The following is a 24,890-nucleotide window of genomic DNA, read 5'->3' on the forward strand; positions in this document are numbered from 1 at the left end:
GATCCTCGTTCGACGTAGTTGCATGACGAACTCGACGATTGAGACCCGCAACCTCGACCGCTACGGCAACGCGGCTCTGCCGTGGAGCAAGGCGCGGGATCTGCTCGCCACCGAGTCCGCGGCGAAGGACGTGCCGTTCTTCCTGAACACCGTGCGACCGGACGGCAGGCCGCACTCGGTCGGCATCGGCGCGATCTGGTTCGAGGACACCCTGTTCTTCGTGAGCGGGCTGGACACCCGCAAGTCGCGCAACCTCGCGGAGAACCCGGCCTGCACGATCGCGGTGCGGCTGACCGGAATGGACCTCGTGCTGGAGGGCGACGCGCACCTGGTCGGCGACGAGTCCACTTTGGACAGGGTCGCCGCGAGGTACCGCGAGTCGGGCTGGCCCGCGCAGCGCGAGGGCGCGGCGTTCACCGCGCCCTTCATGGCACCGAGCGGCGGCGCGGGTCCCTGGTACGTCTACCGGATCACGTTGCGCAGCGCGCACTCCGTGGCCACCGTGGAGCCGGCCGGCGCTACTCGCTGGACGTTCGCCTGACGAAGTCGCGGAACGACCGGGCGGGCCTGCCCGTCACGTCCTCGACGGTCGTGGTGACCCGGTCCTCCGCACCGCCGCGGATGTCCTCGTCGAGCGCGGCGAGAAGAACGGCGAACTCCTTCGGCAGCACCGACGCGATCCGTTCGGCCAGTTCCCCGGTGCTCACCGAACGGTGCCGCACGGGCTTCCCGGTGACCTCGGTGATGATCGCGGCGGCGTCGGCGTAGCTGAGCGCCTCGGGGCCGGTGATCAGGTGATCGGTGTTGTGCGGCAACGGATCCGTCAACGCCCGCGCGGCCACCGCGGCGATGTCGGCGGCGTCGATGAACCCGATCCTGCCGTCCCCGGTGGCGGTGACGATCTCGCCGGACCGGACTCCCTGGGCGACGAGGTGGTCGCCGGTGAAGTTCTGCATGAACCACGACGGCCGCAACACCGCCCATTCCGGCCTGGCGCGCACGAGCGCCGGGAGAGCGCCCATCCCCGTGGCGCTCTCCGGCACCGCGGACGAGCTCAGCAGTACCACTCGCCGCACGAGCCGCGCTCGAGTGAGCAGCGACTCGACCACCGGCGCGGGGTCGACGACGCCGACCGGGGGGATCAGGTAAAGACGATCTATCCCCTCCAGCGCGTTCTCAAACGTCGCCGGCACGTCCCAGTCGAACCGGACCTGGCCGGGCCGCACCGGTTTCCTGGTCGCGACGCGGGCGTCGGGCAGCAGCGAGACGAGGCGGCTGCCGGTCGTCCCGGTGCCACCGATGATCAACGCGGTCATGCCAGTTCCTGCGCGAGCAGCGGGTTCCAGTAGTCGCGGTAGCTCACGATCTCGCCGTCGCGGGTCGTGATGACCGCGATGTACGAGGCCCGGTAGGGCTCGCCCGTCGCGACCACGACACCCTCGGCGTCGAACTCGGCGATGAGCACGTCCGGGTCGGTGCTCTGGTGCACGACCTGCTTCGGGAAGCCCTGGATGTCGAGCATCTTCGGGTAGTCGCGCAGGTAGTCCTCGATCGCGGCGCGCCCCTCCACCCGAGCCGGCCAGCCGGGCGGGGCGAACGGGAACTCCATCACGCCGTCCTCGGCCCACAGTCCGGCGAACCCGATCATGTCCTTGTCCAGCAGCAGGTGCAGTGCCCTCGGGATGAGATCCACGGAAGCCCTCCGAAAGAAGTGGACGAGACGGTCCCGTCCCGTCCACAACGTTAGGCGGGACGGGACCGTCTCGTCCAGTCCTATGATGTGCGTCATGACCAAGCGCACCCCGACCGGCGCCGCCGTCCTGCAGCCCCAGGTGACGCAGGCGATCACCGACGCCGTGTTCGACGAGCTCGCCCTGCACGGCTACGGCCGGCTGTCGATGGAGGCGGTGGCCAAGCGCGCGGAGGTCGGCAAGAGCGCGCTGTACCGGCGGTGGCCGTCCAAACAGGACATGGTGGTCGCGGCGCTGTCGGAGTTCTCCGTGCCACTGGCCGAGGTGCCGGACACCGGGTCGTTGCGCGGCGATCTGCTGGCCACGGTCACGGCCGTGCACGACTGGCTGACGCACCCCCGGTTCGCCACGATCCTGCCCGACCTCACCGCCGAGGCCGTCCGCACGCCGGCGTTGTCCGACGCGATCGCGGCGACGATCGGCGAACCCCGGCGCGCGCTCGGCGCCGTCACGCTGCGGCGGGCGGTCGACCGGGGCGAGCTACCGGCGGATCTGGACTTCGAGATCGCCCTGGACCTGGTCGCGGCCCCGGTCTACTGGCGGCTGTCGGTCCGGCGGGCCGAGGTCGAGCCCGACTACCTCGAACGGCTCGTCGACCACCTGCTGCGCGCGCTTCAGTGCTGATGGGCGGGGTAGTCGACGTAACCCGTGGGCGCCTGGAACCAGGTCTCCTGGTCGGAGCTCGCGAGCGGCAGGCCCTGGCGGAACCGTTCGACGAGGTCGGGGTTGCCGATGTACGCGCGGCCGTAGCTGATCAGATCGGCGCCGTTGGCGAGCCAGCGCTCCCCCTGCTCCTGCGTGCTCTCGTTCGGGCCGATCTGGCCGCCGGGGTTGAGGATGAACGCGCTCGGCCACGCCTTGCGCAACTCCATCAGCCGCTCGTCGTCCACGGTCGCGAGCACGTGGATGTAAGCCATGTCCGGCAACGCCTTCAGCAGCTCGCCGTAGAGCGCGGGCACGTTCTCCTCGACGATGCCCTGGATCTCGCCGCCCGGTGAGAGCCGGATGCCGACGCGGTCCGCGCCGATGGCGTCCACGGCCGCTTCGACGGCTTCCACGGCGAACCGGATGCGGCCGCTGATCGAGCCGCCGTAGCCGTCCGTGCGCTCGTTCGCGCTGGAGGACAGGAACTGCTGGATCAGGTAGCCGTTCGCGCCGTGCAGCTCGACCCCGTCGAACCCGGCGTCGACGGCCTTGCGCGCCGCGTCACCGAACGCCTGGACCTGGTCGGCGACCTCGGCCGCCGACAGCGCTCGCGGCACCGGTGCGGGCTTCATGCCGGTCGGGGTGAACACGTCGGTGCCGGCCGCGATCGCCGACGGACCGACGGGGTGGTGCCCGGCGACCTCGGCGTGGCCGATGCGGCCGCCGTGCATGAGCTGGGCGAAGATGCGGCCGCCGTTCGCGTGCACGGCGTCGGTGACCACCCGCCAGGCCGCGACCTGCTCGTCGTTGTGGACGCCGGGCATGAACGGACCGGCCTGGCCGACCTCGTTCGGGTGCACGCCTTCGGTGACGATGAGCCCGGCCGTGGCGCGTTGGGCGTAGTAGGTGGCCGTGGCCTCGGTCGGTTTGCCGTCAACGGCCCGTGCGCGGGTCATCGGCGCCATGACGAGGCGGTTCGGCAGGGTCAGGTTTCCGAGTTCGTAGCTCGTGAGCAGCATGAGAGCTAAGGTAGAAACCTGACGTTGACGTCAGAGGTAGGTTTTGTGGCGGAGGTCTCAATGCGGATCGGTGAGCTCGCGGAACGCACGGGCGTGAGCGTGCGCGCGTTGCGCTACTACGAAGAGCAGCGCCTTCTCGCTTCCGAACGCACCGGAAGTGGGCAACGGCGTTATGCCGAGAACGCCGTCGGCCGGGTCAAGCTGATCCAGCAGCTCTACGCCGCGGGGATCTCCAGCGCGTCCATCCTGGAGATGCTGCCGTGCGTGGTCACGGGGGTCGCGGCGCCGGAGGTGCTGGCCAAGCTGCACGGGCACCGGTCGTCGGTGGTGAAGCAGATCGAAGAGCTGCAGGAGACGCTCCTGCAGCTCGACGCGGTGATCGCGGGTGCCACGAAGGCCTACGCGACCGGGGTGCCGTGCCCGCCCAGCTGAGCGGGCACGGCGCACACGTCAGATCGTGGCGGTGTCGATCACGAACCGGTACCGCACGTCGCTCGACAGCACGCGGTCGTAGGCGGTGTTGATCTGGTCGGCGTTGATCAGCTCGATCTCCGAACCGAGGCCGTGCTCGGCGCAGAAGTCCAGCATCTCCTGGGTCTCCGCGATGCCGCCGATCATGGAACCGGCCAGCGTCTTGCGGCCGCCGAGCAGCCCGAACAGGTTGATCGAGATCGGCTCCTCCGGCGCGCCGACGTTCACCAGGGCGCCGTCGGTCTTGAGCAGCCCGAGGTAGGCGGTGAAGTCCAGCGGCGCGGACACCGTGGAGACGATCACGTCGAACTTGCCGGCCAGCTCCGTGAACGTGGCCGGGTCGCTGGTGGCGCGGTAGTCGTGGGCGCCGAGCTTGAGCCCGTCGTCCTTCTTGCGCAACGACTGCGACAGCACGGTGACCTCGGCGCCGAGCGCGGCGGCGATCTTGACGCCCATGTGGCCGAGCCCGCCCAGGCCGACGACGGCGACCTTCTTGCCCGGTGCGACGCCCCAGTGCTTGAGCGGCGAGTAGAGCGTGATGCCCGCGCACAGCAGCGGCGCGGCCACGTCGAGCGGGAGCGCGTCCGGGATGCGCACGACGTAGTTCTCGTCGACCACGATCTGCTGCGAGTAGCCGCCGTAGGTGACGTCGCCGCGGCGGTCGACGCCGTTGTAGGTCATGGTGTTGCCGTTCGCGCAGTACTGCTCCAGCCCGCGCAGGCAGAACTCGCACTCACGGCACGAGTCGACCATGCAGCCGACGCCGACCCGGTCGCCGACGGCGTGGCGAGTGACCTCGGAACCGACCTCGACGACCACGCCGGCGATCTCGTGGCCGGGGACCATCGGGAAGATGCCCTGGCCCCAGCCCTCGTTGACCTGGTGGATGTCGGAGTGGCAGATGCCGGCGAACTTGATGTCGATCAGAACGTCGTGCGCGCCGACCGCGCGACGCTCGATGGTGGTGCGCTCCAGCGGTGCCTTGGGTGCTGGAGCGGCGTAGGCAGCGACGGTGCTCATCAGGTTTCTCCTCGTTGTCGTGTCGATGTAGACACTGCGCCGCTTCGGGAGAGCTACCCAGACACCTGCTCTTCGTACGTCTGGCGTGCCTACTACCAGCAGTAGCAGGCACGGTTCGCCCTGGCCGGGGATACTCGGACGCATGGACGTAGACCCGCGCACCGAGCTGAGCGAGTTCCTGCGCAGCCGCCGGGCGCGGCTGTCCCCCGACGACGTCGGGCTGCCCCGTTACGGCCGCACGCGCCGTGTGCCGGGCTTGCGCCGTGAGGAACTGGCGCAGCTCGCAGGCGTTTCCGTGGCGTACTACACACGGCTTGAGCAGGGCAACGGCCGCAACGTCTCGGACGAGGTGCTCGACTCGATCGCACGTGCGTTGCGGCTCAACGAGACCGAGCAGACGCACCTGCGCAACCTCACGAACTGCCCGTACGGCAACAGCAGGAAGAAGAGGGTCACCCGCGAGGTCCGGCCGGCGCTCAGGCACCTGCTCGACAACCTGGGTGTGCCCGCGTACATCGGTGGGCGGCGCACGGACATCTACGCGTGGAACCCGATGGCCGCGGCGTTGTTCGGCGACTGGTCCGAGCTCGAGCCACGCGACCGGAACTGGGCGCGGCTGATCTTCCTGAACACCTCCTGCCAGCAGCTCTTCGTCAACTGGGAGAGCAAGGCCGCCGACGTCGTCGCGTTCCTGCGGATGGACGCGGGTTGCTTCCCGAACGACCCCGAGCTGACCGGCCTGATCGGCGAGCTATCGGTGAAGAGCGAGCTGTTCCGGCAGCTCTGGGCCCGCCACGACGTCAAGGAGAAGACGTTCGGCACGAAGACGCTCCGCCACCCGCTCGTCGGCGAGATGACGCTCTCCTACGAGACGCTGCGGATGCCGTCCGAGCCCGACCTGTTCCTGAGCAGCTACCACGCGGAGCCCGGCACCCCGTCCGCCGAGGCGCTGCAGCTGCTGGCCAGCTGGGGCAAGGACGCGACCCGCACCGGGACGTCTGTTCATACTCAGGCATGAGGACACCGCGTCTGGAGATCGAGTACTGCACCCAGTGCCGCTGGCTGCTGCGTGCCGGCTGGACCGCGCAGGAGCTGCTGACCACGTTCACCGCGGAACTGGGCGAGGTCGCGCTGATCCCCGGCACCGGAGGTGTGTTCGACGTGCGGCTCGACGGCGAGACCCTGTGGTCGCGGAAGGTTCAGGAGGGCTTCCCGGACCTCGCCGTGCTCAAGCAGCTCGTGCGCGACCGGGTGGCGCCGGAACGGTCTCTGGGCCACACCGATCGCAAGAACTCAGCCGACGCCTGAGGACAGTCGCGCGTTCTCCGCGGCCTGCGTCACGGTGGCACCGACACCGCTGAACCAGATGGTCGGCTTCGTGCAGCCGCCCGAGACCTCGTACCCGCCGGAGACGGCGCGCACGCGGTCGTGCGTGCAGAACCGGCCGGGCGCGATCTCCTTGAGCAGCCGGGCTTCCCGCGCCGCGTCCGTGAGCGTGGTGCCGAACGCGTCGACGAACGAGGTCGGTTTGGCGCACGACATGCTGATCCTGAAACCGCCGACGTCCGCACGGCTGCCGTCGCCGCTGCACAACGGACCGCCGTTGCTCTGGAACTGCCGCAGCAGCAAGCCTTCCCGGTTCGCGTCACCGGTCGTGCTGCCGTACCCGTCGATGAACGTGTCCGGACTGGAGCAGGTCATCTTGGCGACGTAGCCGCCCGGAGTCGCCCGCGTCGAGTTGACCGAGCACGGTCCCGCCGCGCTCGCCGGTCCTACCACGACCACCATGCCGCCCAAGGCCAGCACGACACCTAACAGGGTTGTGCGCATTCGGTTCTCCCCCTTCGGTTTCCCCACAACCTCCCGCGCCGGACAGGCAACGTCAATCGGGCAAAACGCCTGCCGCTCTGAGCCTTCTGCGAATTCCCTGCGGCCTGGCCTCACGGCTCGTAGGGTGGCTGCCGTGCATCCGAACCAGGGTTGGCAGGCGCAGCAGCCGCCGCAGGGACACGGCCAGGGTTACGGCCCCGCCCCCGGCTGGGGCCAGCCGTTGCGCCCGAGTGTCGCGCCGGCGTTCCTCGCGGGTGGACTGTGGCTGCTGGTCGCGGTGCTGTGCTTCGTGCTGGCCGGGCTGAACTCCGCCGACGGCAAGGGCATCCGGCAGACCCCGGAGGCCGCCGTCGCGTTGCTCGGACTGGCCTTCGGGCGCGGCTTCATCGCCAACGGCGACCCGGCGATCGTCGCGACCTACGTCGCGGGCGGCGTGGTGCTGCTGCTCGCCGCGCTGGTGATCGCCCGGCTCGGGTTCGCGCGCTGGATCCTCGCCGGGCTCGGGTTCCTCGTGGTCGCCTACTACGTCTTCGCCGTCGTCCGGCTGACGATCAACCACGGCGGCACGCTGATCATCGTGCCGGGCATCGCGCTGATGCTGTGGCTGGCCGCCGCGATGGTCTCGGTGCTGCCGCCGGTCGGACGGGCGATGCGCTGATCAGTCCGTCCTGATGAACCCCTTCGACACCATCCAGTCGCGCGCCACCTCGCCCGCGTCCCTGCCCTCCACGTCCACCTGACGGCACAGCTCGATCATCTGGTCGTTGGTCAGCGCGGCGCTCACCTCCTCCAGCGGGCCGCGGATCTGCGGGTACTCGGCGAGGAACTCGGCGCGCACGGTCGGTGCGACGTTGTACTGCGGGAACGCCTTCTTGTCGTCCTCCAGCACGCGGAGCTTCTGCGCGGCGATGCGGCCGTCGGTCGTGAACACCTCACCGACCGGGCAGGTGCCGCCCGCGACGGCCGAGTAGATCGTGCCGATGCCGAAGTTCTTCACCTCGGTCGTCGGGAGGCCGTAGGTACGTTGCGCGGCCGGGAAACCGTCCTGACGGCTGGTGAACTCGGTCTCCAGGCAGAACACCGCCTGGTCCGGGTTCTGGGTCAGGAACGCCGCCAGGTCCGAGGTGGTCTTCAGGCCGTGTTGCTCGCCATAGGCCTCGGTGACGGCGAACGCGTACTGGTCGTTGAGCGGCGAGTAGGCCAGCCACTCGACGCCGTACCTCTCCAGGTCGGCCTTCTTCGTGGCGTCGTACTGCGCCTGTTCGCCGCCGGGCACCGGAAGCTCGTTGCCCTGGTAGTTGATCCAACCCGTGCCGGTGTACTCCCAGGTGACGTCGACCTCGCCGTTCAGCAACGCCTGCCGGGCGGTCTGCGAGCCCTTCAGGTCGGTCAGGTCCACGACGTCGGCACCCGCCGCGGACAACGCCATCTCGGCCAGGTAGCCGAGCAGGATGTTCTCGGTGAAGTCCTTGGACCCCACGGTGATCTCGACGCCCTGGAGGGACTGCTCGGGTTGGATCGAGCCCGGCAGCACCTTGTAGGGCAACGCGCTGTTGACGTCCAGGCCGCAGCCGGCCAAGCAGAGCACCAGAACGAGTGCGAACTTCCTCATCGGACCCCCTTGGGGCCGAACCACTGCTCGATCACCGCGCCGACCCAGTCGACCAGCAGCGCGAGTCCCGCCGCCAGCGCCGAGCCGGTCACCAGGACCTTCACCAGGTTCAGCTTGTAGCCGGTGTCGATCAGCAAACCGAACCCGCCCGCGTTGACGAACAGGCCGAACGTCGCCGTGCCGACCGCGAGCACCAGCGCGGTGCGCAGACCGGCCAGGATCAGCGGAACGGCCAGCGGGAGCTCGACGCGCCACAGCACGGCGGACGCGGACATGCCGATGCCCCTGCCGGAGTCCACAAGGGACGGATCGACCTGCTGGATGCCGACGATCGTGTTGCGCAGCACGGGGAGCAGCGAGTAGAACGCGAGCGGCAGCGCGGCCACCCACAGCCCGCCGGAAGCACCGGTGACCAGGAACCACAGCACCAGCACGCCCAGTGCGGGCGCGGCCTGGCCGACGTTCGCGACCGCCAGGAACACCGGTGCGAGAAAGCGGGCCCACGACCTGGTCACGACGATCCCGGCCGGTACCGCGACCACCACCACGATCGCGGTCACCACGACCGTCATCGCCAGGTGGTCGCGCAGCGCGGTCAGCAACGACGACGCGTTCAGCGTGCCCTTCTCGGTCGCCGTCAGCTCACCGGAGAACACCCACGCCAGCACACCGCCGACGATCAGCAGCACCGCGACGGGCTGCGCCCAGAACCGGATCCGCCCGGCCGTCATGCGTTCGCCCTCAGCTGCTGCACGACCTCGGTGACGGTCGAGAGGTCGATCGTGCCGACGTACTCGCCGCGGCCACCGGTGACGACGGCGTGGCCTCCCTCGGTGATCATCGCCTCCAGCGCGTCCCGCAACGTCGACTGCAGCGACACCGAGTCCTGCACCGGCTGGCCGATGCGATGCAGCGACGTCGCACGCTTCAGCTCGCTCGCCCGCACCCACCGCACCGGCCGGTCGCGCTGGTCGAGCACCAGCACGAACTTCGCGTCACCGGTCTCCACAGTGGACGGATCGGCGTCCGCGCGCGCCGTGACGGCCTGGCCCAGTTCGACGTCCCGCACCCGCGTCAGCGTCAGCGCCTTCAACGACGCACCGGCGCCGACGAACCCGGCCACCGTGTCGTCCGCAGGGTTGGCGAGGATCGCGTCGGGGGTGTCGTACTGCAGGATCGTGGACCGGTCACCCAGCACGGCGATCCTGTCGCCGAGCTTCACGGCCTCGTCGAAGTCGTGCGTGACGAACACGATCGTCTTGCGAAGCTCGCTCTGCAGCCGCAGCAACTCGTCCTGCAGGTGACCGCGGGTGATCGGGTCGACCGCGCCGAACGGTTCGTCCATCAGCAGCACCGGCGGATCGGCGGCCAACGCGCGGGCGACGCCGACCCGTTGCTGCTGGCCACCCGAGAGCTGACGCGGGAAGCGGTCGGAGAACTCGCCGGGATCGAGCCCGACGAGGTCCATCATCTCCTCGACGCGGGCCGCGATCTTCTTCTTGTCCCAGCCGAGCAGCCCCGGCACGATCCCGATGCTCTGCGCCACCGTGAAGTGCGGGAACAACCCCGCCTGCTGGATCGCGTAGCCGACGCGCCGTCGCAGGTCGTCCGGGTCGATCCTCAGCGCGTCCTCGCCGCCGATCGTGATCGTGCCGGACGTCGGCTCGATCAACCGGTTGATCATCCGCATGGTCGTCGTCTTGCCGCAGCCGGACGGCCCGACGAACACGACGATCTGCCCGGCGGGCACGACCATCGAGAAGTCGTCGACCGCCGCCGCCTTCTGCCCCGGATACCGCTTGGTGACGTGGTCGAGCCGGATCTCGATGCCTTCAGCCACGGACGCCCCTCGACACGGTGAAACGGTTGACCAGCACGTACACGCCGTCGAGCAGCAGGGCGAGGATCACCACGCCGATCGTTCCGGTGAGGGCCTGGTTCATCGAGTTCGCACTGCCCGCGTTCGCGAGTCCGGAGAACACCTCTGATCCCAAACCCGGTCCTTTCGCATACGCCGCGATCACGGCAATACCCATCAGCATCTGCGTCGCGACCCGCATTCCGGCCAGAATCGTGGGCCACGCCAAGCGCAACTCAACGCGCGCGAGTACCCCGAATCTGCTCATCCCAATCCCTCTTGCGGCATCACTCACAGCCGGATCCACTCCGGCCAGTCCCACGACCGTGTTGCGAACTATTGGCAACAAGGCGTAAAGCACCAATGCGACGACAGTCGTGTTCGCGCCCAGCCCGAACACCGGAATCAGCAACGCCAGCAGCGCGAACGACGGAATGGTCAGAATCGTGCTCGCCAACGCCGTGGCCAGCGCTGATCCGGCCGGGCTGCGATAGACCGCGACCCCGATCGCCACACCGAGCACAGTCGCCAGGACTGTGCACTGCACAACGGCACTGACGTGCAAAAACGCTTGCAAAGACAGCCGATCCCACCGATCGGCCACGTACTGCAGAACATTCATCCTCGTGGCCCCGCCCTCGAAGTTGGCGTCTACCCAACACCACTGTGGACGGTCAGGCAACCATTCGCCACCGAACCACCCGTCTCAACGGGCGGGAATCCGTTGCCGTTCAAGGCTGTTCTGGTAGACCTCCTCGGCTGACCACCGGGCAGATCACTCCAGTGGGTTTCGAGCCGTTACTCATACGTTCTTCAACTAACCAAGAACGCGCTCGCACCACTCATGCCTGTCGACCGCTTGGGGGATTTCTGAGATGTCGCACGAAGCTGAAGTGGACGGCGGCTGCCTCCCGGACCTGCTGCGCAAGCAGGTGGAGGAACACCCCGATCGCACAGCCGTCGTCTTCGGTGAAGAAAGCATCACCTACGGCGAACTCTTCGAGCAGAGTTCCGCGCTCGCCACGCATCTGCGCCGCCTCGGCATCAGCGAGGACGACTGCGTCGGCATGTTCGTCGAACCATCGCTCGACCTGGTGGTCGGCGCCTGGGGAATCCTCTGCGGAGGAGGCGCCTATCTGCCGCTGAGCCCGGAGTACCCGGAGGAGCGGCTCCGGTACATGATCGAGGACTCGCGCACGAAGGTCGTCGTGACGCAGCCCGCGCTGAAGCAACGCCTGGCCGAACTCGCGCCCAGCACCACGAGAATCGTCACGCTCGACGACTGCGACGAGGCGTTCGACGACGGCTTCTCCCCCGCTCACAACAGCCTCGCGTACATCATCTACACCTCGGGCAGCACCGGCCGGCCCAAGGGCGTGATGATCGAGCACCGCAGCATCGTCAACCAGATGCTGTGGCTGCACGACACCCACGCCATCGACGGCACGAAGCGCGTGGTGCAGAAGACGCCGATGAGCTTCGACGCGGCGCAGTGGGAGATCCTGGCCCCCGCGGTCGGCAGCACCGTGGTGATGGGCCGTCCCGGCATCTACCGCGACCCCGAGATGTTGATCGACACCATGCGGGAGCACGGCGTCACCACGCTGCAGTGCGTGCCGACGCTGCTCCAGGCGTTGATCGACACCGAGGAGTTCCACACCGTCACGTCGCTGAAGCAGGTATTCAGCGGTGGCGAGGCGTTGTCCCGCACACTGGCCCAGGCGTTCGTCGCGGACATGCCGAACGTCCGGCTCATCAACCTCTACGGCCCCACGGAGACGACGATCAACTCGTCGTCGCACGTGGTCGACCCCGCCGAACTCGCCGAGGCGCCGAAGTCCATCTCGATCGGCCTCCCGGTCGCGAACACGACGTACCTGGTGCTCGACGCCAACCGCGACATGGTCACGCCGGGCGAGATAGGCGAGCTCTACATCGGTGGCGTCCAGGTCGCCCGCGGCTACCTGCACCAGCCGGAGCTGACCGAGGAACGGTTCGTGGACGGCATGTTCCGCACCGGCGACCTCGTGACGCAGAACCTCGACGGCACCGTGCAGTTCGCCGGACGGGCCGACAGTCAGGTCAAGCTGCGCGGCTACCGGGTCGAGCTGGACGAGATCCGGCTCGCGATCGAGACGCACGACTGGGTGCGCAACGCGGCGGTGATCGTCAAGGAGGACGAGCGCACGGGGTTCCAGAACCTGATCGCGTGCGTGGAGCTGAACCCCAAGGAAGCCGCCCTGATGGACCAGGGCAACTCCGGCTCGCACCACCAGTCGAAGTCGAGCCGCCTGCAGGTCCGCGCGCAGCTGTCGAACCCCGGCGTGCGCGACGACCTCAGCGAGCGGCAGAGCTTCGAACTGCCCGGCGAGGAAGCCTCGTGCCTGCAACGGAAGGTCGTCTTCTCGCGCAAGTCCTACCGCTTCTACGAGGGCGGCCAGGTCACCGACGCCGACCTGCGGCGGTTGCTGGAGCGCAAGCCGATCGGCGCGGGCTCCAAGGACCCGAAGGCCATCCACTTCGCGGAACTGGGCGAGATCCTGCGCTACTTCGGCGCGCACTTCAGCGACCAGCGGTTGCTGCCGAAGTACGGCTACGCGTCACCGGGCTCGCTCTACGCGACCCAGCTCCACCTGGAACTGCACCACATCGCGGGCCTGCCGAGCGGGTTGTACTACTACCACCCGCTGCGCCACCAGCTCGTGCTGATCTCGTCACTGCCGGAAAGCTATGAGGCGCAGGCGAAACTGCACTTCATCGGACGCAAGGCAGCGATCGAGTCGGTGTACCTCAACAACATCCAGGAGGTCCTGGAGATCGAGACCGGCCACATGGTCGGGCTCTTCGAAGAGGTGTTGCCCGGCTACGGACTCGACATCACGGCCGCCGCGCACACCCCGGAGACCAAGGACCAGCTGGACGTCGCCGACGAGGACTACTACCTCGGCACGTTCGAACTGTGCGCCTACACCGGCATCCGCGAGGACGACGTCGACGTCTACGTCCAGACGCACCCCGGCCGCGTCACGAACCTGCCCGGCGGCCAATACCGCTACGCCGACGGCGAGTTCGAGCGCGTGTCCGACGACCTGGTGCTGCGCAAGCACGTCATCGCCATCAACCAGGCGGTGTACGAGCGCGCGAGCTTCGGCATCAGCGCCATCGGCCGGTCCACGGAGCTGTGGCGGCGCTACATCGACCTCGGCCGGACGATGCACCGCCTGTCCGCCAACGACGTCGACCTCGGCTTCATGTCGTCGGGTTACAGCTCGAAGTCGAACAACGACCTCCCGTCGGCCAAGCGCATCTGCGACATCCTGAAGGCCGCCGGCCGCAGCGACGGGCCGTCGTACTTCTTCCTGGGCGGCAAGGTCTCCTACGACCAGCGCCGCAGCCCCGGGATGAAGGAGGACGTCGTCCACATGAAGGGCCCGGCCGAGCTGATCCGCGACGACCTGGTCAACTTCCTGCCGGACTACATGATCCCGAACAAGGTCGTGGTGCTGGACGCGTTGCCGGTCACCGCGAACGGCAAGATCGACGTCAAGGCCCTGGAGAAGTCGGACAAGACCAACGTCGACGACCAGGACCGGCCGTTCGTCGCGCCGCGCACCATCACCGAGCGCCGCATCAGCGAGATGTGGAAGAAGCTGATGAAGCGCGAGACCGTCTCGACGCACGACGACTTCTTCGAGACCGGCGGCAACTCGTTGATCGCGGTCGGCCTGGTCAACCGCATCAACAAGGACTTCGGCACCACCCTGCCGTTGCAGGTGCTGTTCGAGTCGCCGACCATCGAGCAGCTCTCCCGGCGCGTCGACGGCCTGCACGAGGGCCCGATCTCCCGGCTGGTCCCGTTGCAGCCCAACGGAGACGCGGTGCCGGTGTTCTGCTGGCCGGGTCTGGGCGGCTACCCGATGAACCTGCGCACGCTCGCAAGTCGTTCGGAGCGCCCGTTCTACGGCGTGCAGGCGCACGGCATCAACGCGGGCGAGACGCCGTACAGCACGATCCGCGAGATGGCCGCGGCCGACATCGAGGCCATCAAGGAAGTGCAGCCGGAGGGCCCGTACACGTTGTGGGGCTACTCCTTCGGCGCGCGGGTCGCGTTCGAGACGGCCTACCAGCTGGAGCAGGCGGGCGAGGAGATCGCGAACCTGTACCTGATCGCGCCGGGGTCGCCGAAGGTGCGCTCGGAGCGGGACAGCGACGAGGCCTCCTACGACAACAGCGCGTTCGTGACGATCCTGTTCTCGGTCTTCGCGGGCAGCATCACCGACGCCCGGCTGAGCCGGTGCCTGGAGGTCGCGAAGGACGAGGACAGCTTCGCGGCGTTCATCAGCGGTGAGTTCCGCGACCTCGACAGCGAGCTCGTGCGGCGGATCATCAAGATCGTCACCGAGACGTTCTCCTTCAAGTACACCTTCAGCGAACTGGCCCAGCGCACGATCACCGCGCCGCTCACGATCTTCAAGGCGCAGGGCGACGACTACTCGTTCATCGAGGGCAGCGAGGGCTTCTCGGTCACCGACCCGGTGGTCGTCGAGCTGGAGGCCGACCACTACAGCCTGCTGCGCGAGCCCGACATCGACGAGCTGCTGGCGTCGATGGAGCAGAACGCCACCGTGCGCAAGGAAGCGGCGGCGGTGCCGGTGCTGCTGTCCGACGAGCAGATGGCCGAACTGATCGCGGCCGTCACCAAGGCGGTCACTCTCGCCATCGCGGGAGGCCAGTCGTGAGGAGGTCGCGGTGCCGCACGTGAACATCAAGCACTTCCCCGCCCCGCTCAACGAGGAGCAGACGTCCGAGCTGGTCTCGGCCATCACCGAGGCGGTGACACGGGCGTTCGGCTGCGACGAGGGCGTCGTGTCGATCGCCGTGGAACCGGTCGACCCGCAGGCGTGGCAGGAACAGGTCTACGCGCCGGAGATCTTGGAACGCAAGGAGTTCCTGCGCAAGACCCCGAGCTACTGAGGTGCCGATGAACATTCCCCTGGTGTACGGCGAGGAAGTGGCCGAGGCGATCACGGCGGGGCAACCCGTCGTGGCGCTGCCGTCGGACGTGCTCAGGTCCGGCCAGGACAGCGCCGAGACCGCGCGCCTGGTCGAGGACGCGGTGCGGGCGAGCGGGTCGGTGCCCGCCACGATCGGCGTCGACAAGGGCCGGATCCTCGTCGGTCTCTCGGAGACCGAGCTCGAGCGGTTCGCTTCCACACCAGGTGTGCCGCGGGCCGGCAACCGGGATCTCCCGGTCGTGCTGGCCCGCAGGACGACGGCCGCGACCACCGTCGCGTCCACGTTGATCGCGGCCGAGCTGGCAGGGCTGAAGTTCCTGTCGACGGCCGCGATCGGCGGCGTGCACCGCGATGCGCGCCGCGTCTCGCCGGACCTGGTCCAGTTCACCCGCTCGAAGGTCGCGGTGGTCTGCGCGGGTGCCAGGAGCACCCTCGACCTCGGCCTCACGCTGGAGTTCCTGGAGACGCACGGCGTTCCGGTCGTCGCCCACCGGTCGGACGACTTCCCCGCGTTCTACTGCGTGTCCAGCGGACTGCGCAGTCCGCACCGCGTCGACGAACCGGCCGTGCTCGCCCGTGCGATCGAGAGCCACTGGTCGCTCGGCAGCCGCGGCTCGTTCCTCGTCACCACACCGACCAAGCCCGCGGACGCCATCGACAGCGCCGAGATGGAGGCCGTGATCACAGCCGTGCTCGCCGCGGGAACGAAGTACCTTGAGCGTGCCGTTGACCGCGCGACGGAGGGGCGTTCCGCGAAGGCGACGATGGCGGTGCTGATCAACACCGCCGAGGTCGCCGGGGAGCTCGCCGCCGCCCACGCGAAGGAGTTCTCCTCGTGAACCGTTGCGCGATCTTCGACCTGGACGGCACGCTGGTCGACTCCCCGCGCGGGATCGTCACGACGTTCGCCGCGGTGTTCGCCCAGCTCGACCTGCCCACGGTGGACTCGGCGACCATCCGCGCCACGATCGGGCTGCCGCTGCCGTCCGCGTTCGCGAAGGTCCTCGGGGTCCCCGAGGACGAGCCGGTCGTCACGGCCTGCGTCGAGGTCTACCAGGCGACGTTCCGCAAGATCGTGCTGCCGATGGCGACGCAGCTGGTGTTCCCCGGTGTGTACGACGGGCTGCAGGCGTTGCGGGAGGACGGTTTCCGGCTCGCCGTCGCGACGAGCAAGTTCATCGTGAACGCCGAGGCGCTGCTCACCGCCGCCGGCCTGCGCGAGGAGTTCTCCGTCGTGGTCGGCGCGGACCAGGTCGCGAAACCCAAGCCCGATCCGGAGTCCGGTCTCCTCGTGCTGCGCAGGCTCGGCGTGGCACCGGCGAACGCGGTCATGGTCGGCGACACCACGCACGACATCCACATGGCGCACGGTGCCGGGATGTCGTCCGTCGCCGTCAGCTACGGCGTGCACAGCGTCGACCAGCTGCTCAGCGCGAACCCGACCTGGCTGGTCGACTCGTTCGCCGGCGTGGTGGCCGCGGTGCGAGAGTGCACCTGATTCAGCGCACGACGTCGTAGACCAGCTTCTGGATGCCGTTCGCGTACGTCTCGCTCTCCACGACCTTGAGCATCTGCTTGTCCTTGTCGGTCTCGCTGAACAGCCGCTTGCCCGCGCCGAGCAGCACCGGGAACACCAGCAGGTGGTAGCGGTCGATCAGGCCCGCGTCGGAGAGGTTGCGGTTCAGCGTCGCGCTGCCGTGCAACGAGATCGGGCCGCCCTCGGTCTCCTTGAGCGCGGCGACGTCGTCCAGCGAGCGCAGGATCGTGATGTCGCCCCAGTTGTCGACCAGCTGGTCGTCCTTGAGCGTGCTGGACACGACGTACTTCGGCATCGCGTTGTACTGCGGGAAGTAGTCGAGCGTCGGCCACACCGGCGCGAACGCCTCGTAGCTGACCCGGCCCATCATCATGGCCGCGGCTTCTTCCTGCTCACGGCCCTTGATCTCGTAGGCGGCCTCGTCGAACTCGATGTCCTTGAAGGTCCAGCCGGAGCTGCGGTGGCCGGGCTCGCCACCGGGCGCCTCGACGACGCCGTCGAGGGAGACGAAGGCGGTGGCGATCAGGGTGCGCATCTGGTTCTCCTTGGTTGTTCGCGCTTGCTCTCATCAGTGCGTCGAACGGGAGATGCCCGGTATCGACATCTCGCGCCAAGAAAGTTTCCGGCATGAGTGACGGCGGCGCTGAACACCCCACCGAGTCCAGCGCCGCCGGTCAGGTGACGGAGTCTTCCCGGCGGCGGCCCGGCTCACATGGGTACAGAGCCCCCAATTAGCGGACGGGCGTAGGCGATGAGGTCGGCCCGGCTCTGCCGGCCGGTGCGGACCTTGAGGCTCGCGACGTGGCGTTCGACCGTTCGAGGGGACAGGAACAGCCGCTCCGCTATCTCGGCGTTCCCGAACCGGTCCACGACCAGGCACAGCACCTCGTACTCGCGGACGGTGACACCGGCTTTGCGCAGGTCGGCGGGCACGGTCTCGTGGTCACGGCGGCGGCGTTGCTGCGGTGCGCCGGCCTCGCGCAGCACGGCCCGGCAGGCGGCGGCGACGGCGGGCACACCTTCCTGGTGGAAGTGCTCCTCGGCCTCGCGCAGCCACTCGAGCGGTTCGCCCCAGCCGTCCGCCAGCGCGCTCGGCCCGGCGAGTCTGAGCCCCAGGTAGCGCGGCAGGCCGAGGCCGGTGCTCAGGTCGAGCGCCTCGGCGGCGGCGGCGTTGGCCCCTGCGACCTGGCCTTCGCGGCCCAGCAGGATCGCGCGGCTCCACGCGAAGTACGTGCGGTGCAGCCGGACCTGGGACAGGTGCGACTCGGCCAGTCGTTCGTACTCCGGCCGGGCGGCGAGGCCGTGCGCGACCCGCACCAGCAGCCGCGGGCCCTGGTAGAAGGTGCCGCGGAGGATGCGCGGTTCCGTGACGGCGTTCTCCAGCTCGTCGAACTCGGCCAGCGCGCGGTCGTACTGCTCCTCCATCAACGCGCAGACCGCCGAGCTGTACGCCCAGATCTCCTCGGACCCGCCGTGGTCACGCAGCCGGGCCAGCGCCTGGTCGGTCGCCTTGCGGTTGCCGTGCATGGCGGCGATGCCGGCCTCGATCGCGACGGCCAGCGCCTTCAACGCGTGCAGGCCCAGTTTCCCGGCGGCCTTCCCCGCGCTCGCGCCGTACTTCGCGGACTCCTCGTACTCGCCGCGCACCAGATAGGTGGCGCCCAGGTGCAGATCGGCGGCTATCAGGATCACGATCGCGCCGGTGTCCGACGCGGCCTGGCGGGCGGCCAGCAGGGTGTCGACGCCGGCCGTCAGGTACTTGTCGGTGATCCCCAGTTCCAGCAACGCCCGCAGCCGCCACGCCGCCAGTCCGTGCTGTTCGGCGACCTGGAGCCAGCGCTGGATGTGCTGCCGGGCCTCGGCGAGGTCCTGCCCTCTGGTGCACCGGGTGAGCACTTCGAGGGCTTCGCAGACGATCTCCGGCGTGCCCGTGGCGGCGGCGCGTTCGGCCAGCGCGCGGGCCTTGGGCAGCAGGTCGAGCTGGTTGAGCCCGAGCAGGAGCGTCGCCTTGACGACGTCGACGGTCGCGCAGGTCTCCTTGGCCGTCGCGAGCAGGTCGAGGCCGCGTTCCCACTGGCCCGCGACGGCGGCGACCCTGGCCTGCGCGAGCCGGACGGCCGCGCGGCGTTCGGGCTGGGCGTGGGCCGCGGTCAGGGCCTGCTGCAGTCGTTCTCCCAGCGCGAAGGCCCTGGCGCCGTTGTCGGCGGGAACGACGACCGCGGCCAGCGGCAGGACGAGGGCGAGCGCGTCGAGCAGATCCGCGGTGAGGTCCGGGTCGCCGGTCAGGGCCTGGCCGCGTTCGAGCAGCTCGACGGCGGTGCCGAACCGGCCGAGCGCGGCGGCGTGCTTCCCGGCCCGCACCAGGCAGCCCACGGCCTTCGCGGTCTCGCCGCCCACCTCCCACAGCTCGGCGATGAGCTCCAACTCGGTGGGACGCAACGCTTCCGCGGCTCTCGCGGCTCTTCTGGCGAGCGTCGCCCGCGCGGTCGGCGTCATCCGGCCCGTGATCGCGTCGGCGGTCAGCGCGTGCCGGAACTGGTGGCCGTGGACGAGCTGCGCGCGTTCGGCGTCCTGCCACAGCTCGTCCGTGCTGTTCGCGACGGCCGCGACGACGTCGGGCGGGAACGTCCGCCCGAAGATCGCGGCGGTTTCGAGCAGCGCGACGCACTCGGGCCCGAGTGCGTCGACGCGGTGGAGTGTGGCCGCCGCAACGGTGGGCGGCACGGCCCGCAGGTCACCGTTGATCAGCTCCTCGACGACGAACGGCACCCCGTCGGAGACCTCGGCCAGCTGCTTCACCACGTCGGCCGGCGCGGGTTCGCCCAGGCAGTGGCGGGCGAGTTCGGCGACCTCTGCGTCGGTCAGCCCGGCCAGCCTCAGTGTCCCGGCCACCCGGCGTGCGGTGGCCTCGTCCGCCAGTCGTCGCGCGCCATCGGGATGCGTCCGCAGCGTGGCCACCAGCAGGACGGGTTCGTCCGCGAGGTTGTCGAGCAGGTAGTCGACGACGGCCAGGGTCTCGCCGTCCGCGTCGTGCAGATCCTCCAGCACCAGAAGGGTTTTCTCGGCGGTGAGCAGCCGCAGGACGGCCTCGGCCCTGACCACCGCCGGATCGGGAACGCCGGCGGGCGCGTCCGGGGTCATCCGCAGCAGCACGGGCAGATAGGCGCCGAGCTGCTGCTCATCGGGTGCGCCGACCTTGCGAAATGCCGACAGAACGGCCTCGCACAGCGCCCGCAGCGGCACCGCCCGGCTCGCCCGCCCCCTGAGCACGCGAAACCCGCGGCCCGAGGCGTGCCCGGCGATCTCGGACGCCAGCCGCGACTTGCCGATCCCCGGTTCCCCCACCAGGAACATCGCACCGCCGCGACGGTGCTCGGCCCTGGTCACCGCGGCCCGCAGTGCTGAGGTCTCCTCGACCCGGCCGACCAGCACCGGGGACTGGAACTGCATGGCGCCCGACAGTACTAGGCCCTGGTTCCGCAGCCGGTCAGGAATCGAGAAGCGGGGCCGGCGCCGCTCTCTTACCGTTGTCCTCAACAACGACCCTGGAGGACAGCGAAAATGGCCAGCAGCAAGGGAATCCGTCAGTTCCACCGCGTGGTGAGCATGGTCTTCATGGCCACCGTCGTCTTCACGGCCGTCGCGCTGACCGTGGACAACTCGGTGGTGTGGGTGTCGTACGTGCCGCTGCTGCCGTTGTTCGTCCTGATGGGAACGGGCGTCTACATGTGGTTCCTGCCGCAGATCGCCCGCCGCCGCGCGCAACGGGCGGCCTAACCCTCGAGGCGGTCCTCCAGGTGCGTGAGGGTGGCGTTGAGCGCCACCCCGTACACCGCGATCCGGCACGCCAGCCGCCACAGCGTCGCGTCCGTCGGCGCCACGGCCAGGCTGATCACGAGCTCCCGCACGAGCCGCCGGGTCTGCGCGACGAGCACCCCGACGCTCTCGGTGATCTCCCCGAACGCCGCCGACACCGAACTGAGCCCGCGGATCGCCTCGATGTTGTGGCCCATCAACCGCAGATGCTCCAGAGCACCACTCCACTCAGGAGCGTCGTACTCCAGCAGGCCTTCGAGCTCGTCGGCCATGTCCTGCTGTTCGGCCGCGATGTTGTACCAGGTCATCGCGTGTGCGGCGACGACGTCCGGCAGTCCGGTGAGGTCGTCCAGCACGTCCCGCAACGGCCCGATCAGCTCCATCGCCGCCCGTGCCGAGTCCTCGACCGGCGCGACCAGCGAAGGCACGGCGGCCTCCCGCACGGGGTCGGGATCAGGCGGCCGCACGCCGTAGAGGTCGTACAACCCGGTCACGATGAGCCGCAGGTTCTCCTCGACGTAGGCGACCAGCTCGTCCTGCCGGGCGTGTTTCTCCAGGACGGGGTGGATGATCCATCGGCACAGCCGCCCGTACACGGTCTCGTCGCCGACGACGACCGCGCTGGCCTGGTGCACGGCCGCGAACCGCACGCGCACGGCCTCGATCTGGCCGGCGTGGCGCACGATCTGGCCGGTCACGTGGCTCCTCCAGGTCAACAACCACTCGCCTGCCAACGTTAGTGGTGACAGGGGGTGGGAAGTGGACGATTCACACCGCGGCGTGATCGGCGCGTCGATCGTGGCCGGATTCCTGCTGGTGCTGTTCTGCGCGCAGGGGGCGTGGCTGGGTGCCAGGGTCCTCTTCGACCTCGGCGCACCGGGCAACTACGTGATCGGTGAGGGCTTCTCCTGCAGCAAGCGCGCCGGATGCAGCAGCCCGCACGGCACCTTCACGAGCGACGACGGCAAGGTGACTCGCGAGGACGTCCGGCTGGACGGCACGACCGGGCCCGAACTCGGCCGAGGCAGCGTTGTGCGCGCCTACGACGTCGGCGCCCACGAAGCCGTCTACGGTCCCGAGGCGCGACAGAACTACGAAGGTCTCGGGATTCTCACCGTGTGGGGCGCGGGGCTGGTGGCCGTCGTGTTCGGCAGCGGATACCTCTGGCTGACCAGGAAATAGGGCTTGACCCTGCACCACGGTGCAGGGCTCATCGTGAACGGCATGACACAAGATCACGTGACCCGTTGGGGCAAAGCAGGCGCGCTGTACGACCTCGTGGCGAGCATCGCGTTCGTCACGCCCTGGACCGGCGCACTGGTGCTGGACCTCCTCGGCACGCCCCGCACCAAGGAGACACTCCTGTTCTCCACGCTGTTCGGCACGGTGGTGGTGATGTGGTCGATCGTCCGCTGGCTGCGCCCCGAACCGTTGCTGATCGCCGCCGACACCGCCGGGCGCGCCCTGTTCAGCCTCTGGTTCGCGTGGGCGTTGTGGAACGGGCACACACCGGCGCTGGCCGGGTTCCTGGTGCTGGAGCTGTTCTGGGGCGCGGCGCAGCTGCGCGCACTGGTCCGGAGGTAGCGTCCGGTGGTGCGCATATCCGAACTGGCCCGCGCCGCCGGGGTGGGCATCAGCACCGTGCGGTTCTACGAACGCCGCGGCCTCGTCGTGCCCACCGCCCGCACCCACGGCGGCTACCGCCACTACGACCGGGAAGCGTTGAAGCGGTTGAAGTTCATCCGCCGCGCGGCACGGCTCGGCTTCACGCTCACCGAGGTCGAGCAGATCCTCACCGCCTCCACGACCCCCGACGTCGGTGACGTGATCACCGGCAAGGTCGCCGAGATCGAGGAGCGGATGCGCGACCTCGACCGGGTGCGGCTCGCGTTGCTGGACGTCGCGGAGAACGGTGTCCAGGCTCAGTGCCCGGTGGTGGCGGCGCTGAGCGACTGAGCAGGGCCAGTTCCGCGGCGTACACGCGCAGCAGACCGTGCAGGACGTAACGACCGGGCCGGAGTTCGGCGAGCAGGTGTGCGCGGACCAGTTCGGCCAGCAAGGGCCGCACCCGCGGCGTTCCGGCGAGTGCCGCGGCGTCCTCCACCGAGATCTCCGGACCGGGGTGGTGGCCGAGCAGCCGGAACAACCGAGCCGCCTCCGGCCCCAACGCCTGGTAGGACCAGGAGAACACCGTGCGCACGTCCGTGGCGGGATCACCGCCGTCGAACGGGTCGAGCCCGCCCCGCAGTTCGGCCGCGATCTCCCGCAACCCGAACCCGGTGCAGACGATGCGCGCGGCCACGACGGTCAGCGCGAGCGGCAGGCCGGCGCACCTCGTGACGATCTCGGTCACGGACCCGGCGTCGGCGAGCCCGCCGAGACGACCGGCGAGCAGGTCACGTGAGTCCTCTGTGGACATCAGGTCCACCGGGACGGGATGCGCGCCGTCCGCGGCGACCAGACCTGTCAGCCGGTCGCGGCTCGTGACCAGCACCAGGCAGCCGGGAAAGCGCGGCAACAACCGCCGGACCTGGTCCGCGTCCCTGGCGTTGTCCAGCAGGACGAGCATGCGCCTGCCCGCCGCGCCGGGCACGTCGGCCGGTCCGCCCGGCCCGAACCCTCGCAGGTCGGCGAACAGCTGCCCGCCGGGAAACCGGTCGACGACCCGATGTGCCCAGTGCACCGCCAACGCCGTCTTGCCCACACCGGCCATGCCGGACACGGCCACGATGCGCTGCCCCGAGGCCAGCGCGGCGTCGAGTGCGGCGAGCTCACGGGCCCGGCCCGCGAACCGCGGCGGCGCGGGCAGCTGCCGGGGCACGTCGGCCGGCAACGCCAGGTCCGCGGTGAGGATCTTCCTGTGCAGCAACCGCAACCCGGGCCCCAGGTCGGCACCCAGTTCGTCGGCCAGCCGCAGCCGGACCTGTTCGTAGCGCAGCAACGCGTCCGCCTGCCGCCCGCACCGGTACAGCGCCAGCATCACCTGCCCCGCCAGCCGTTCGTCCAACGGGAACGCCGTGGCCGTCGCTTCGAGTTCGGCCAGCAGTTCGGCGTGCCTTCCCTGCGCCAGCACCAGATCGTTGCGGTCCAGCAGAGCCGCGAACCGCCGCGCCTCCAACGCCGTGCGCACCCCTGCGAGCCATGGGGTGTCCACCGTGGAGAACGGTTCGCCGCGCCACAGCCCGAGCGCTTCATCCAGCAGCGCGACGGCTTCGCCCGGCTGGGCGCGCGCCCGTTCCACGAGAGCGTGAAACCGGTGCAGGTCCACGGACATCGGGTCGGCGGTCAGCACGTACCCGCCCTGCCGCCCGGCGATCCGCACCTCGTCCGGCAGCACCTGCCGCAGCCGCGACACGTATCCGGCGACGGCGTTGCGCGCCCGGTGCGGCACGTTCTCGCCCCACACCCGATCCACGAGCACGTCGACGGGCACCAGCCGGTTCGCCTCCACCAGCAACACCGCCAGCACGCATCGCTGCCGGGAATGACCGATGTCCAGAACCCGGTCACCGACGCGGACCTCGACATCGCCGAGCAGTCCGAACTTCACGAGCCACACTCCCCTTCAGGAGCACGGGAACGGCCGCTGAGCAGCCGATCACACAGTTGCCGAAGATCTGCCGAACACCGGACGTCCAGTGTCATTCCCGACAGATCGGTCGCAGGGACCGATCGTCAGCAGATCTTCGGAGGGCACGATGTCCAGGACGTTTCTTCGCCGCACGAGCGCCGCGATCGCACTGACGGCCGCCGCGGTGGCCCTCGCCGGCGCGGGCACCTCGTCCGCGGCCGTCAGCTACGACCTGATCCGCAACTCCAACTCCGCCAAGTGCCTCGACGTCGCCGACGGCAGCCGGTCCAACAAGGCCGCGATCGCCCAGTACACCTGCGACGCGTCGAAGTCCCACCAGCAGTGGACGCTGGAGCAGGTCGGCGACGGCAGCGGCGCGGTGCGGATCAAGGCCGCGCACAGCGGCAAGTGCATCGACATCTGGGACTCGAGCCAGGACCGGACCGCCGACGCCATCCAGTACACCTGCAGCGCCACCAAGTGGAACCAGCAGTTCCTGGTCGAGACCACCGACTTCGGCGCGGTGAAGTTCCGGGCGCGTCACAGCGGCCTGTGCCTGGACATCGCGGGCCGCGACTTCGACAACAACTCGATCCTGCACCAGGACACCTGCGCCACCCACCGCGCGCAGCTCTTCACCATCGGCTGATCGCCCCCTCACGTGGGTTGTGCCTCTTGCCGGAGGCACAACCCGCCTTCCGGCGTTCCGGCTCGTAGGCTGTCGGGCGTCGGTGGCGAGCGGGAG

The 24,890-nt window shown here is 69.3% G+C and carries 27 protein-coding genes and 1 pseudogene; 15 read left to right on the plus strand and 13 right to left on the minus strand.

Annotated elements, in window-relative coordinates; all coding sequences use genetic code 11:
* Positions 1–22: 22 nt before the first annotated feature.
* Positions 23–541 (plus strand): pyridoxamine 5'-phosphate oxidase family protein, encoded by a 519-nt coding sequence (locus ACIQF0_RS34320; RefSeq protein WP_401036581.1) that lies wholly within the window; start codon positions 23–25, stop codon positions 539–541.
* Here ACIQF0_RS34320 and ACIQF0_RS34325 read toward each other — a convergent pair.
* Positions 519–1,316 (minus strand): ergot alkaloid biosynthesis protein, encoded by a 798-nt coding sequence (locus ACIQF0_RS34325; protein ID WP_401036583.1) that lies wholly within the window; start codon positions 1,314–1,316, stop codon positions 519–521. The genes ACIQF0_RS34320 and ACIQF0_RS34325 overlap by 23 nt on opposite strands.
* Positions 1,313–1,693 (minus strand): nuclear transport factor 2 family protein, encoded by a 381-nt coding sequence (locus tag ACIQF0_RS34330; RefSeq protein ID WP_401036585.1) that lies wholly within the window; start codon positions 1,691–1,693, stop codon positions 1,313–1,315. The genes ACIQF0_RS34325 and ACIQF0_RS34330 overlap by 4 nt, the downstream gene beginning before the upstream one ends.
* A gap of 94 nt (positions 1,694–1,787) precedes the next feature.
* Between ACIQF0_RS34330 and ACIQF0_RS34335 the strand changes: the two genes are divergently transcribed.
* Complete coding sequence (locus tag ACIQF0_RS34335) at positions 1,788–2,375, plus strand: TetR/AcrR family transcriptional regulator (RefSeq protein ID WP_401036588.1); 588 nt, start codon at positions 1,788–1,790, stop codon at positions 2,373–2,375.
* On the opposite strand, the gene ACIQF0_RS34340 is transcribed toward ACIQF0_RS34335, so the two are convergent.
* Positions 2,366–3,415 (minus strand): alkene reductase, encoded by a 1,050-nt coding sequence (locus ACIQF0_RS34340; protein ID WP_401036590.1) that lies wholly within the window; start codon positions 3,413–3,415, stop codon positions 2,366–2,368. The two genes, ACIQF0_RS34335 and ACIQF0_RS34340, sit on opposite strands and share 10 nt — an antisense overlap.
* Before the next feature lie 60 nt (positions 3,416–3,475).
* Here ACIQF0_RS34340 and ACIQF0_RS34345 point away from each other — a divergent pair, with 60 nt between their 5' ends.
* Positions 3,476–3,847 carry a MerR family transcriptional regulator gene (locus ACIQF0_RS34345; RefSeq protein WP_401036592.1) on the plus strand — a complete coding sequence of 124 codons (372 nt, stop codon included), beginning with the start codon at positions 3,476–3,478 and terminating at the stop codon, positions 3,845–3,847.
* Between the two features lie 18 nt (positions 3,848–3,865).
* Here ACIQF0_RS34345 and ACIQF0_RS34350 read toward each other — a convergent pair whose 3' ends face one another.
* The gene (locus ACIQF0_RS34350; RefSeq protein ID WP_401036594.1) at positions 3,866–4,906 is read right to left on the minus strand and encodes an NAD(P)-dependent alcohol dehydrogenase; all 1,041 of its coding nucleotides are present in this window, start codon (positions 4,904–4,906) and stop codon (positions 3,866–3,868) included.
* Between the two features lie 142 nt (positions 4,907–5,048).
* Here ACIQF0_RS34350 and ACIQF0_RS34355 point away from each other — a divergent pair, with 142 nt between their 5' ends.
* Both ACIQF0_RS34355 and ACIQF0_RS34360 read left to right on the plus strand, forming a co-directional pair.
* On the plus strand, positions 5,049–5,924 hold the full coding sequence (locus ACIQF0_RS34355; protein WP_401036597.1) for a helix-turn-helix domain-containing protein: 876 nt from the start codon (positions 5,049–5,051) through the stop codon (positions 5,922–5,924).
* Positions 5,921–6,214, plus strand: a complete 294-nt coding sequence (locus ACIQF0_RS34360) for a SelT/SelW/SelH family protein (RefSeq protein ID WP_319977958.1) — start codon at positions 5,921–5,923, stop codon at positions 6,212–6,214. The genes ACIQF0_RS34355 and ACIQF0_RS34360 overlap by 4 nt, the downstream gene beginning before the upstream one ends.
* Here ACIQF0_RS34360 and ACIQF0_RS34365 read toward each other — a convergent pair.
* The gene (locus ACIQF0_RS34365) at positions 6,200–6,736 is read right to left on the minus strand and encodes a hypothetical protein (protein WP_401036601.1); all 537 of its coding nucleotides are present in this window, start codon (positions 6,734–6,736) and stop codon (positions 6,200–6,202) included. The genes ACIQF0_RS34360 and ACIQF0_RS34365 overlap by 15 nt on opposite strands.
* 133 nt (positions 6,737–6,869) lie before the next feature.
* On the opposite strand from ACIQF0_RS34365, the gene ACIQF0_RS34370 reads away from it, so the two are divergent.
* Positions 6,870–7,394 carry a hypothetical protein gene (locus ACIQF0_RS34370; protein ID WP_401036603.1) on the plus strand — a complete coding sequence of 175 codons (525 nt, stop codon included), beginning with the start codon at positions 6,870–6,872 and terminating at the stop codon, positions 7,392–7,394.
* Here ACIQF0_RS34370 and ACIQF0_RS34375 read toward each other — a convergent pair whose 3' ends face one another.
* The 4 genes from ACIQF0_RS34375 to ACIQF0_RS34390 are packed head-to-tail and all read right to left on the minus strand — an operon-like array spanning position 7,395 to position 10,828.
* Positions 7,395–8,348, minus strand: coding sequence for a glycine betaine ABC transporter substrate-binding protein (locus tag ACIQF0_RS34375; RefSeq protein WP_401036606.1), 954 nt, complete (start codon positions 8,346–8,348; stop codon positions 7,395–7,397).
* The gene (locus ACIQF0_RS34380; protein ID WP_401036609.1) at positions 8,345–9,079 is read right to left on the minus strand and encodes an ABC transporter permease; all 735 of its coding nucleotides are present in this window, start codon (positions 9,077–9,079) and stop codon (positions 8,345–8,347) included. Before ACIQF0_RS34380 ends, ACIQF0_RS34375 begins: the two co-directional genes overlap by 4 nt.
* Positions 9,076–10,188 (minus strand): ABC transporter ATP-binding protein, encoded by a 1,113-nt coding sequence (locus tag ACIQF0_RS34385; RefSeq protein WP_401036612.1) that lies wholly within the window; start codon positions 10,186–10,188, stop codon positions 9,076–9,078. Before ACIQF0_RS34385 ends, ACIQF0_RS34380 begins: the two co-directional genes overlap by 4 nt.
* Complete coding sequence (locus ACIQF0_RS34390) at positions 10,181–10,828, minus strand: ABC transporter permease (protein WP_401036615.1); 648 nt, start codon at positions 10,826–10,828, stop codon at positions 10,181–10,183. Before ACIQF0_RS34390 ends, ACIQF0_RS34385 begins: the two co-directional genes overlap by 8 nt.
* Before the next feature lie 253 nt (positions 10,829–11,081).
* Here ACIQF0_RS34390 and ACIQF0_RS34395 point away from each other — a divergent pair, with 253 nt between their 5' ends.
* Genes ACIQF0_RS34395 through ACIQF0_RS34410 form a run of 4 tightly spaced genes read left to right on the plus strand, consistent with a single transcriptional unit; the run spans position 11,082 to position 16,719 of the window.
* Positions 11,082–14,945 carry an amino acid adenylation domain-containing protein gene (locus tag ACIQF0_RS34395; RefSeq protein ID WP_401036617.1) on the plus strand — a complete coding sequence of 1,288 codons (3,864 nt, stop codon included), beginning with the start codon at positions 11,082–11,084 and terminating at the stop codon, positions 14,943–14,945.
* A gap of 10 nt (positions 14,946–14,955) precedes the next feature.
* Positions 14,956–15,180, plus strand: a complete 225-nt coding sequence (locus ACIQF0_RS34400) for a tautomerase family protein (RefSeq protein WP_360039792.1) — start codon at positions 14,956–14,958, stop codon at positions 15,178–15,180.
* Positions 15,181–15,187: 7 nt separating this feature from the next.
* A complete protein-coding gene (locus ACIQF0_RS34405) occupies positions 15,188–16,060 on the plus strand; it encodes a pseudouridine-5'-phosphate glycosidase (protein ID WP_401036620.1) in 873 nt (290 codons plus the stop codon).
* Positions 16,057–16,719, plus strand: a complete 663-nt coding sequence (locus ACIQF0_RS34410) for an HAD family hydrolase (RefSeq protein WP_401036623.1) — start codon at positions 16,057–16,059, stop codon at positions 16,717–16,719. Before ACIQF0_RS34405 ends, ACIQF0_RS34410 begins: the two co-directional genes overlap by 4 nt.
* Before the next feature lies 1 nt (position 16,720).
* On the opposite strand, the gene ACIQF0_RS34415 is transcribed toward ACIQF0_RS34410, so the two are convergent.
* Positions 16,721–17,293, minus strand: coding sequence for a dihydrofolate reductase family protein (locus ACIQF0_RS34415; protein ID WP_401036626.1), 573 nt, complete (start codon positions 17,291–17,293; stop codon positions 16,721–16,723).
* Positions 17,294–17,466: 173 nt separating this feature from the next.
* Positions 17,467–20,208: an ATP-binding protein gene (locus ACIQF0_RS34420; RefSeq protein ID WP_401036628.1), complete on the minus strand. Its 2,742-nt coding sequence runs from the start codon at positions 20,206–20,208 to the stop codon at positions 17,467–17,469.
* Between the two features lie 111 nt (positions 20,209–20,319).
* Here ACIQF0_RS34420 and ACIQF0_RS34425 point away from each other — a divergent pair, with 111 nt between their 5' ends.
* Complete coding sequence (locus ACIQF0_RS34425; RefSeq protein WP_401036631.1) at positions 20,320–20,535, plus strand: hypothetical protein; 216 nt, start codon at positions 20,320–20,322, stop codon at positions 20,533–20,535.
* Here the strand turns inward: ACIQF0_RS34425 and ACIQF0_RS34430 are convergent.
* Positions 20,532–21,272 carry a hypothetical protein gene (locus ACIQF0_RS34430; RefSeq protein WP_360039775.1) on the minus strand — a complete coding sequence of 247 codons (741 nt, stop codon included), beginning with the start codon at positions 21,270–21,272 and terminating at the stop codon, positions 20,532–20,534. The two genes, ACIQF0_RS34425 and ACIQF0_RS34430, sit on opposite strands and share 4 nt — an antisense overlap.
* A gap of 61 nt (positions 21,273–21,333) precedes the next feature.
* On the opposite strand from ACIQF0_RS34430, the gene ACIQF0_RS34435 reads away from it, so the two are divergent.
* From ACIQF0_RS34435 to ACIQF0_RS34445, 3 genes are read left to right on the plus strand one after another with little or no spacing between them, the layout of a single operon-like run.
* Positions 21,334–21,756, plus strand: coding sequence for a hypothetical protein (locus ACIQF0_RS34435; RefSeq protein ID WP_401036634.1), 423 nt, complete (start codon positions 21,334–21,336; stop codon positions 21,754–21,756).
* A gap of 42 nt (positions 21,757–21,798) precedes the next feature.
* Positions 21,799–22,158, plus strand: coding sequence for a hypothetical protein (locus ACIQF0_RS34440; protein WP_401036636.1), 360 nt, complete (start codon positions 21,799–21,801; stop codon positions 22,156–22,158).
* A gap of 9 nt (positions 22,159–22,167) precedes the next feature.
* On the plus strand, positions 22,168–22,530 hold the full coding sequence (locus tag ACIQF0_RS34445) for a MerR family transcriptional regulator (RefSeq protein WP_360039766.1): 363 nt from the start codon (positions 22,168–22,170) through the stop codon (positions 22,528–22,530).
* A gap of 337 nt (positions 22,531–22,867) precedes the next feature.
* Here the strand turns inward: ACIQF0_RS34445 and ACIQF0_RS34450 are convergent.
* A pseudogene (locus ACIQF0_RS34450) lies at positions 22,868–24,133 on the minus strand (BTAD domain-containing putative transcriptional regulator); the annotation flags it as partial.
* 139 nt (positions 24,134–24,272) lie between these two features.
* Here ACIQF0_RS34450 and ACIQF0_RS34455 point away from each other — a divergent pair.
* Positions 24,273–24,794, plus strand: coding sequence for an RICIN domain-containing protein (locus ACIQF0_RS34455; protein ID WP_401036639.1), 522 nt, complete (start codon positions 24,273–24,275; stop codon positions 24,792–24,794).
* The last annotated feature ends 96 nt before the right edge of the window (positions 24,795–24,890 follow it).

The sequence above is a fragment of the Lentzea sp. NPDC092896 genome (assembly GCF_044754905.1).
GTDB lineage: Bacteria > Actinomycetota > Actinomycetes > Mycobacteriales > Pseudonocardiaceae > Lentzea.

What these genes read in the sequence shown, in the direction of transcription:
- ACIQF0_RS34375 (WP_401036606.1), bottom strand. Translation starts at nt 8,348, where the DNA reads ATGAGGAAGTTCGCACTCGTTCTGGTGCTCTGCTTGGCCGGCTGCGGC.
- ACIQF0_RS34340 (WP_401036590.1), bottom strand. Translation starts at nt 3,415, where the DNA reads ATGCTGCTCACGAGCTACGAACTCGGAAACCTGACCCTGCCGAACCGC.
- ACIQF0_RS34365 (WP_401036601.1), bottom strand. Translation starts at nt 6,736, where the DNA reads ATGCGCACAACCCTGTTAGGTGTCGTGCTGGCCTTGGGCGGCATGGTG.
- ACIQF0_RS34345 (WP_401036592.1), top strand. Translation starts at nt 3,476, where the DNA reads ATGCGGATCGGTGAGCTCGCGGAACGCACGGGCGTGAGCGTGCGCGCG.
- ACIQF0_RS34420 (WP_401036628.1), bottom strand. Translation starts at nt 20,208, where the DNA reads ATGCAGTTCCAGTCCCCGGTGCTGGTCGGCCGGGTCGAGGAGACCTCA.
- ACIQF0_RS34455 (WP_401036639.1), top strand. Translation starts at nt 24,273, where the DNA reads ATGTCCAGGACGTTTCTTCGCCGCACGAGCGCCGCGATCGCACTGACG.
- ACIQF0_RS34380 (WP_401036609.1), bottom strand. Translation starts at nt 9,079, where the DNA reads ATGACGGCCGGGCGGATCCGGTTCTGGGCGCAGCCCGTCGCGGTGCTG.
- ACIQF0_RS34395 (WP_401036617.1), top strand. Translation starts at nt 11,082, where the DNA reads ATGTCGCACGAAGCTGAAGTGGACGGCGGCTGCCTCCCGGACCTGCTG.
- ACIQF0_RS34355 (WP_401036597.1), top strand. Translation starts at nt 5,049, where the DNA reads ATGGACGTAGACCCGCGCACCGAGCTGAGCGAGTTCCTGCGCAGCCGC.
- ACIQF0_RS34335 (WP_401036588.1), top strand. Translation starts at nt 1,788, where the DNA reads ATGACCAAGCGCACCCCGACCGGCGCCGCCGTCCTGCAGCCCCAGGTG.
- ACIQF0_RS34350 (WP_401036594.1), bottom strand. Translation starts at nt 4,906, where the DNA reads ATGAGCACCGTCGCTGCCTACGCCGCTCCAGCACCCAAGGCACCGCTG.
- ACIQF0_RS34425 (WP_401036631.1), top strand. Translation starts at nt 20,320, where the DNA reads ATGGCCAGCAGCAAGGGAATCCGTCAGTTCCACCGCGTGGTGAGCATG.
- ACIQF0_RS34325 (WP_401036583.1), bottom strand. Translation starts at nt 1,316, where the DNA reads ATGACCGCGTTGATCATCGGTGGCACCGGGACGACCGGCAGCCGCCTC.
- ACIQF0_RS34405 (WP_401036620.1), top strand. Translation starts at nt 15,188, where the DNA reads ATGAACATTCCCCTGGTGTACGGCGAGGAAGTGGCCGAGGCGATCACG.
- ACIQF0_RS34320 (WP_401036581.1), top strand. Translation starts at nt 23, where the DNA reads ATGACGAACTCGACGATTGAGACCCGCAACCTCGACCGCTACGGCAAC.
- ACIQF0_RS34390 (WP_401036615.1), bottom strand. Translation starts at nt 10,828, where the DNA reads ATGAATGTTCTGCAGTACGTGGCCGATCGGTGGGATCGGCTGTCTTTG.
- ACIQF0_RS34440 (WP_401036636.1), top strand. Translation starts at nt 21,799, where the DNA reads ATGACACAAGATCACGTGACCCGTTGGGGCAAAGCAGGCGCGCTGTAC.
- ACIQF0_RS34360 (WP_319977958.1), top strand. Translation starts at nt 5,921, where the DNA reads ATGAGGACACCGCGTCTGGAGATCGAGTACTGCACCCAGTGCCGCTGG.
- ACIQF0_RS34415 (WP_401036626.1), bottom strand. Translation starts at nt 17,293, where the DNA reads ATGCGCACCCTGATCGCCACCGCCTTCGTCTCCCTCGACGGCGTCGTC.